Genomic DNA, 7,032 nt, shown 5'->3' with positions numbered 1-7,032 from the left:
CACCAGGTTTGATTTCGCCTCGAGCCTCAGCTTTCGCAATCATATTAAAAGCAGCACGATCTTTAACTGATCCTGCAGGGTTGTTACCCTCTAGTTTTAATAAAATTGTATTGCTCGGATTGGGATTAAGACGTTGTAATATAACTAAAGGGGTGTTGCCGATGGTTTGATCGATGGTTGGGTATTTCATAATCTATATTTACAATTTTTTGAAATTTCAATACTATTTTTTTGCATAAAATCAGTGCCTCTTGACCAAATTTTGGAAAAATCACAACTATTTAGTTTGCTTTGTAAATTAGACGCTTTAATGAATTTGCTTGTAAATTCATCTTTATTGCAAGCATTAAATTCACTAAACAACTCTGTTCTTGTTTGGTCACAAATATAACTTAATTCATCTTCAAGATTTTTATATTGAACGATTAAGCAAATATTATGCTGCTTTAGATTTTCAAGATTATCTTTAAATAATTGTATATTTGCTAGTTTATCAGTATCAATTAAAAAATATAATTCTGATTTTCTGCGCCTTGGTAGTAGTCTTTTTAACTGTTTAATTTTATCTTGCCAAAGATTGAATTTTTTAGTTTTTCCTGATTTGATAATTTCTTTATGCTTTAAAAATTTTAATAACTTTTCTTCACATTCCCCTTCGTAAAAATATAAAACCTGCTGCATTATAAAAGACTTTCAATTTTGTCGGTATTTGGCAAAGTGCCAAATACATCATTTTTTACAAAACCAAGCAAGCTTCTATCATTTTTGGTATAGCCTAATTTTTCAGGATGAATCGCTTCCACGAAACTATCTTTTTTCATAAAAATATAACTATGGCTTGGTAAATTCATTTCCAAAACATCATAATTATGCGTTGTGTAAAAAAACTGTGAATTAGACTTCAATTTTTCAATAATTAGATTTAATATTGAAATTTCTATTTCTGAGTGTGAATACGCCATTTTCTCATCCAAGAAAAACGTTCCACCAGCACCTGCTGTTATAAAATTAATAAAGTCAGTAATTTCAATCGACTCTATTGTTCCTCTTGAAAATCTATCAGGATTTAGTATTTTTCCATTTTCTATAAGAACCTCATCACCATTAAAGAACTTAACAATATCAATATTTTTTTCACTTTCTGTAACTGCATTAACGCTTGATATGGAATTATCAAAGGATTTAAGAATACTCTCTAAAATGTTGATATTATGGGTTTGTACGTCTAATTTGTTGGAGTTTTCAAAATCGCTATATTTATAATTCCAGATAGCATCTTTCTTGCATAACTCATACCCCATAGAATATGCAACAGATTTAAATCCAGGGTTTTCAATATTATGTTTATTTTCTTTATTGTATAAAAATTTAGGCGAAGAATCGTCCAACTTTGATAAAGTTTTTTCTAAATTGTAAGTCTTTTTTAGTTTATTGGATTTGTAAATCTCTGACACCAAGCTTTCTTGATTAAAGTTTATTGTCAGTTGGTGTATGTTTTTTGCCTCTTGAGTGATATAAGTTATTTCAACACTGGCATTTTTATTTTTATCGTATATTGTTTTTGGAATTCCGTCAACTTCTCTACCAAGTAAATAGTTGTTAATAGAGCACATTAATTTACCTAATGAAGTTTTTCCAGAAGCATTTGCACCCATTAAGATACAAACTTTTTTATAATTTATTTTTGGGAAGTCTGTTAAAAATTCCCCCTCTATAGTTGAATTTCTTATTTTTTTAGGATAGGTAAAATCAAATTCCGCTCCCTTAAACATATAAAGATTATCAATTTTTAATTTAAGAAAAATCATATTTATGTTCCATTATTTGGATTTAAAATAATATTATAACTTATTTTTACATATTGTTTAGTATTGCGTCTCGGACTTCACTCATCACTGGATTGATGTTGATCATTGCATCTGTGCACTGAGCAATAGCTGTATCTGGGTCTTTCAAGCCGTGACCAGTTAGTGTACAAACAATGGTTGATCCTTCAGGAATTTTTCCACTTTTGATGTCACGCATAGCGCCCGCTAATGATGTTGCTGAAGCGGGTTCACAGAAGATACCTTCTTTTTCAGTTAGAAGTTTCTGTGCTGATAAAATTTCTTCATCCGTTAGTGAGTCAAACCAGCCGTTAGATTCGCTTTCAACTTTATGTGCTAAATCCCAGCTTTGAGGGTGGCCAATACGAATAGCCGTAGCAATAGTTTCTGGATTATCAATCATTTCACCTTTAATAAAAGGTGCTGCGCCGGCAGCTTGATAGCCAACCATTTTTGGTCTTTTAGCCGCTATGCCGTCTTCATGGTATTCTTTATAGCCCATCCAATGTGCAGAGATATTGCCTGCGTTACCCACTGGTAAGCAGTGATAATCTGGTGCATCGCCCAGCTCTTCAACAATTTCAAATGCTGCTGTTTTTTGACCTTGTAGACGATAAGGGTTGATAGAATTCACAATAGAAACTGGTGCATGATCAGCCACTTCTTTCACTAAGCGCATACCGTCATCAAAGTTGCCTTTAATTTGAATAATAACAGCACCATGGATCATTGCTTGAGCTAGTTTACCTAGGGCAATTTTTCCTTCTGGAATAAGTACAAATGCCTTGATGCCTGCGCGAGCAGCATAAGCTGCAGCAGCGGCAGAAGTATTGCCTGTTGAGGCACAAATAATAGCTTTAGAGCCAGCTTCAACCGCCTTGGTAACTGCCATAGTCATACCGCGATCTTTGAAAGATCCGGTAGGGTTAAGGCCTTCATATTTAATGTAAATATCAACATCTTTGCCTAGTAGGGTAGGAATGTTTTCTAGTCGGATTAAAGGAGTGTTACCCTCGCCAAGACTGATTAATTTAGTGGATTCGTCAACGGGAAGTCTGTCTTTGTATTTTTCAATTAGGCCTGTGTATCTCATTGTAAATTCTCCTTAATCTAGGTTTTCAACATGAATAATTTTAACCGTCTCTTGGATAAATTCATGGGTTTGGATTTCTACTGTGGCAGCATGTAAATTAGCTGTTTTAACACGGTTAGTAATAATAGCAATGTGTGCATTATTTTGTTGATCAATTTGTTTTTGAATAACTGATTCAACACTAATATTATGTTTGGCGAGTGTCGCGGTGATATCTGCTAATACACCAGGCTTATCAGTAGCTAATAGGCGTAGATAAAACACACTTTCAACATCACTAGGATTGCAACTTGGAATTTCAACTAATTTTTTCCAGCCAAATACATCATGGCTAATTGTACCTTTGATGATATCAACTAAATCTGCAATAACGGCACTTGCAGTAGCTTCAGCACCAGCACCAGCACCATAATAGAGTGTTGGGCCTACTGCATTACCTTTAACAAGAACCGCATTCATAACACCATTAACATTGGCAAGCAGTTGAGTTTTTGGAATTAAAGTGGGGTGAACACGCATTTGCAATTCGCCATTCACTTTTTTAGCAATACCTAAATGCTTAATTGAGTAATTAAGCTCTGTGGCAAAACTAACATCTTCACCACTGATTTCACTAATACCTTCGGTAGATACTCTATTCATTTGCAATTCACAACCATAAGCAATCGAAGCCAAAATTGCTAATTTGTGTGCAGCGTCAATACCTTCAACGTCAAAAGTTGGGTCAGCTTCGGCGTAACCTAATGCTTGGGCTTCTTTTAAGACATCGGCAAAATCTCTACCTTTGTCGCGCATTTCGGTAAGGATGAAGTTACCTGTGCCATTAATAATGCCAGCAACTAATTCGATTTTGTTAGCACTTAAGCCTTGTTCTAATGATTTTAAAATTGGAATGCCACCAGCAACAGCTGCTTCAAATAATAAGTGTACGTTTTTCTGTTTGGCTAGTGTCAGTAACTCATTGCCATGAGTGGCGATTAATGCTTTATTGGCAGTGATAACATGCTTACCATTGTTGATGGCGGCAACAACTAGATCTTTGGCAAAAGTTGTACCACCAATAAGCTCTAAAACAACATCAATATCGGTATTGTTGACAATCTCGAAGGCATCTTCGGTAATATTGATATCACCATCTGCACAAATTCTCGGCTCAGAGATACTTTTAACAGCGCCATGAGTGATGTTAATTTTCTCGCCGGTGCGTGCAAAAATTTCATCTTTATTGTTATTTAAAACATTAACAACGCCACCACCAACAGTGCCCAACCCTAAAATTCCAATATTCACGTCACTCTAATCCTATAAAAATTCTTAATAGGCTCGAATTATACCAATTGAAAGGCGATGGTTAGTGTTGTTCTAGCGGTTTATTTGGCTTTATTCAAAACAATGGCGCTACACTTTAGCGGACGCGAATAATGTGATGGAATTTTGTGCTGATTATCGAATAAAACTGGTGCTAAGGCTTTTAGCATGTCTTCGTAGATTGGTTTTTTAAAGTCAATAACTTCCTCAATAGGGCTCCAATAATCTACCCAAGCCCAATCATCAAATTCAATATCGGAGTGAGTGTCAAGCCTGATAGAATCTTCACTTGAGGTTAAGCGTAGCAAAAACCACACTTGCTTTTGACCAACACAAATGGGCTTTTGAGAGCGCCTAATATGATAATCAGGTAAGTCGTAGCGTAGCCATTTCGGGGTTTTAGCCAGTACACTAACATCGTGTATTTCTAGCCCAACTTCTTCATTAAGTTCACGAAAAAGAGCGTCTATATCACTTTCACCTTGATCAATGCCACCCTGAGGCAGCTGCCAAGAATCTTGTTTGTAACGTTTGGCTAATAGTACTTGTTGCTTATCATTAGTAATGACAATGCCAACATTGGCACGATAACCCTCTCTATCAATCATAACAAAGAATAAATAGTGTATTTAGTCGTCGTTAGAGAATGCACCGATTAGGTGAAGTAAGCTAGTAAACATATTATGAAGTGCAAGGTACAAACCAACTGTTGCAGAAATGTAGTTAGTCTCTCCACCATTGATGATCGCTGACATTTGACTCAACATGAAAGCACCCATGATCAATATGATTGCAAATGACATCAATAGTCCAAATGCTGAAGACTCTAGAAAGAAGAAATTAAGCAATGATAAAACGATGACAGCAATCATTGCAAAAAAGATCATGCCATTTAAAAAGCTAAAGTCTTTCTTAGTATTTTGTGCATAAAAACTAATTGCAAAAAACGCAACACCAGTGCCAGTTAGTGCTTGAATAACCATATCTGCACCATTTGGCATAGATAAGTAATACGTTAGCATTGGACCGATTGAGAATCCTAGTAAGCCAGCAATACCGAAAGCAGTCAAAATACCCATATTGCTATTTTGAGTCTTAGGTAAGACAAACCAAATTATTGCAATGGCTGCAATTGAGCTAACCATGGCTGAGCCGAATCCAGCACCTGATACAATTGAAAACCAAGAAGCTAATCCGCCAAATACCAATGTATAAGACAAAAGTTTCATTGTGTCTGATAAAACCTTATTTTTAACTCGAGTGTTGCTAATAGTAGCTGTGGTTGAAAATGTGTTCATAATTTATCCCCTAGGATTAAGTGTGTAAAATAATCTATTTTATACTGAAAATAAAACAATAGCATGAAACTGGTTCTAGGCTTAGGGGTGACAGGTTTTTCCATTGCTCGATTTTTAGCAAAGCAAAATATTGCCTTTAAGTTGGCTGATTCTCGCTCTCAGCCTACATTGTTATCAGAATTTTCAACTGAACTTCCAGGTATCAAGATATCAACAGGGGATTGGCAGCCGTCATTATTGGATGATGTTGATGAAGTATTTATCTCACCTGGCATCGCCCAAAGTGAATCAATCGTTATTTGGGCTAGAGAGAAAAATATTGAAATCACCAGTGATATCGAGTTATTTTCAAGATTTTCTCAAGCGCCAATTATTGGCATTACAGGCTCTAATGGTAAGTCTACGGTGACACAATTATTAGGTGAAATGGCACGCGCAAGTGGCAAAAAAACAGCGATTGGCGGTAATATTGGTAAACCAGCACTCGACTGTCTGAGTGATGATATTGAGCTTTATATACTTGAATTATCAAGCTATCAACTTGACTATACTAAAAAATTAGAGCTATTAACAGGTGTGGTATTAAACATCACCCCAGATCATTTAGATCGATATGATAGTTTTGAGCACTACACTTCTTCAAAATTAAGTTTGTATCAATATTGTCAAAATTTGGTTATTAATATTGATGAGCCATTGATACCAGCTAAAACCTTAGCCGTTCATTTTGGATTGGATATGCCAAAAACTGATCAAAATTTTGGAACAGTGACATGCCATGGAAGTTGTTATTTTTTAAAGGGCGATGATGTGCTTATGGGGGTTGACGAAATGCAGTTAATTGGCGAGCATAATGTGGCTAATATTTTGGCAGCATTAACACTGGGTGATCAAATTGGTCTGGATATGTCAGCTATGACTGGCTGCGTTAAAACTTTTAAAGGCTTAGAGCATCGATTGGAATGGATTTCACAACAACAAGGTGTGGAATTTTATAACGACTCAAAAGCGACTAATGCTTTATCAACCATCACTGCACTTAAGGCGTTAATTAGTAAACATGAAAACATTGTACTCATTGCAGGTGGTATTGCCAAAGAAGAAAGTCACGCAGATTTATTTGAGCTGATTAATCGTGATGTTGTGGCTACGGTGTTAATCGGGCAGAGCGCCAATGAATTTGAACTCGGTATTAATACAGCTCAAACCGTTCATGCACAAACTATGCAAGAGGCGGTTTCACTGGCCAAAGGCATGATTAACAATGGCGTTATTTTGTTATCACCAGCTTGTGCAAGTTTTGATATGTTTGATAATTTTGAGCATCGGGGCAATGCTTTTAAACAGGCGGTTGCAGCAGAATTATTTAATTAAGTGTTATGAAGTTCCCCCAATAAACTGGACACCAAATTACAACAATTTAGGAGTCCAAAATGACCAGAAAATACACAGCCTTTACCAAAGCGTTTAAACTAGAAGCCCTGCATTTGGCAAATCAACCTAACAC

At 35.8% G+C, this 7,032-nt stretch carries 8 protein-coding genes; 1 reads left to right on the top strand and 7 read right to left on the bottom strand.

Annotated features, from left to right (window positions below; genetic code table 11):
- The 7 genes from BTHERMOSOX_RS08420 to BTHERMOSOX_RS08390 all read right to left on the bottom strand — a co-directional run.
- A partial coding sequence (locus BTHERMOSOX_RS08420; protein ID WP_138120640.1) for a pyridoxal-phosphate dependent enzyme occupies nt 1–190 on the bottom strand: 190 nt, incomplete at its 3' end.
- Nucleotides 187–681: a hypothetical protein gene (locus BTHERMOSOX_RS08415; RefSeq protein WP_138120639.1), complete on the bottom strand. Its 495-nt coding sequence runs from the start codon at nt 679–681 to the stop codon at nt 187–189. The genes BTHERMOSOX_RS08415 and BTHERMOSOX_RS08420, both read right to left, overlap by 4 nt.
- Nucleotides 681–1,808 (bottom strand): AAA family ATPase, encoded by a 1,128-nt coding sequence (locus BTHERMOSOX_RS08410; protein ID WP_138120638.1) that lies wholly within the window; start codon nt 1,806–1,808, stop codon nt 681–683. Before BTHERMOSOX_RS08410 ends, BTHERMOSOX_RS08415 begins: the two co-directional genes overlap by 1 nt.
- Before the next feature lie 46 nt (nt 1,809–1,854).
- Complete coding sequence (gene thrC, locus BTHERMOSOX_RS08405; protein WP_138120637.1) at nt 1,855–2,919, bottom strand: threonine synthase; 1,065 nt, start codon at nt 2,917–2,919, stop codon at nt 1,855–1,857.
- Between the two features lie 12 nt (nt 2,920–2,931).
- Complete coding sequence (locus BTHERMOSOX_RS08400) at nt 2,932–4,209, bottom strand: homoserine dehydrogenase (RefSeq protein ID WP_138120636.1); 1,278 nt, start codon at nt 4,207–4,209, stop codon at nt 2,932–2,934.
- A gap of 80 nt (nt 4,210–4,289) precedes the next feature.
- Nucleotides 4,290–4,835 carry an RNA pyrophosphohydrolase gene (locus BTHERMOSOX_RS08395; RefSeq protein WP_138120635.1) on the bottom strand — a complete coding sequence of 182 codons (546 nt, stop codon included), beginning with the start codon at nt 4,833–4,835 and terminating at the stop codon, nt 4,290–4,292.
- 21 nt (nt 4,836–4,856) lie between these two features.
- Nucleotides 4,857–5,525 carry a Bax inhibitor-1 family protein gene (locus tag BTHERMOSOX_RS08390; RefSeq protein ID WP_138120634.1) on the bottom strand — a complete coding sequence of 223 codons (669 nt, stop codon included), beginning with the start codon at nt 5,523–5,525 and terminating at the stop codon, nt 4,857–4,859.
- A 63-nt stretch (nt 5,526–5,588) separates the two neighbouring features.
- Between BTHERMOSOX_RS08390 and murD the strand changes: the two genes are divergently transcribed.
- Nucleotides 5,589–6,899 carry a UDP-N-acetylmuramoyl-L-alanine--D-glutamate ligase gene (gene murD / locus BTHERMOSOX_RS08385; RefSeq protein ID WP_138120633.1) on the top strand — a complete coding sequence of 437 codons (1,311 nt, stop codon included), beginning with the start codon at nt 5,589–5,591 and terminating at the stop codon, nt 6,897–6,899.
- The last annotated feature ends 133 nt before the right edge of the window (nt 6,900–7,032 follow it).

This window comes from Bathymodiolus heckerae thiotrophic gill symbiont (genome assembly GCF_900128515.1).
Taxonomy (GTDB): domain Bacteria; phylum Pseudomonadota; class Gammaproteobacteria; order PS1; family Pseudothioglobaceae; genus Thioglobus_A.
Note: the sequence above shows the minus strand (reverse complement) of the source record. Positions and strands in the feature narration are given on the sequence as shown.

Bases quoted from the DNA above. Each gene is read 5' to 3' on its own strand.
- BTHERMOSOX_RS08415 (WP_138120639.1), bottom strand. From the start codon at position 681: ATGCAGCAGGTTTTATATTTTTACGAAGGGGAATGTGAAGAAAAGTTA.
- BTHERMOSOX_RS08410 (WP_138120638.1), bottom strand. From the start codon at position 1,808: ATGATTTTTCTTAAATTAAAAATTGATAATCTTTATATGTTTAAGGGA.
- thrC (WP_138120637.1), bottom strand. From the start codon at position 2,919: ATGAGATACACAGGCCTAATTGAAAAATACAAAGACAGACTTCCCGTT.
- BTHERMOSOX_RS08395 (WP_138120635.1), bottom strand. From the start codon at position 4,835: ATGATTGATAGAGAGGGTTATCGTGCCAATGTTGGCATTGTCATTACT.
- BTHERMOSOX_RS08390 (WP_138120634.1), bottom strand. From the start codon at position 5,525: ATGAACACATTTTCAACCACAGCTACTATTAGCAACACTCGAGTTAAA.
- murD (WP_138120633.1), top strand. From the start codon at position 5,589: ATGAAACTGGTTCTAGGCTTAGGGGTGACAGGTTTTTCCATTGCTCGA.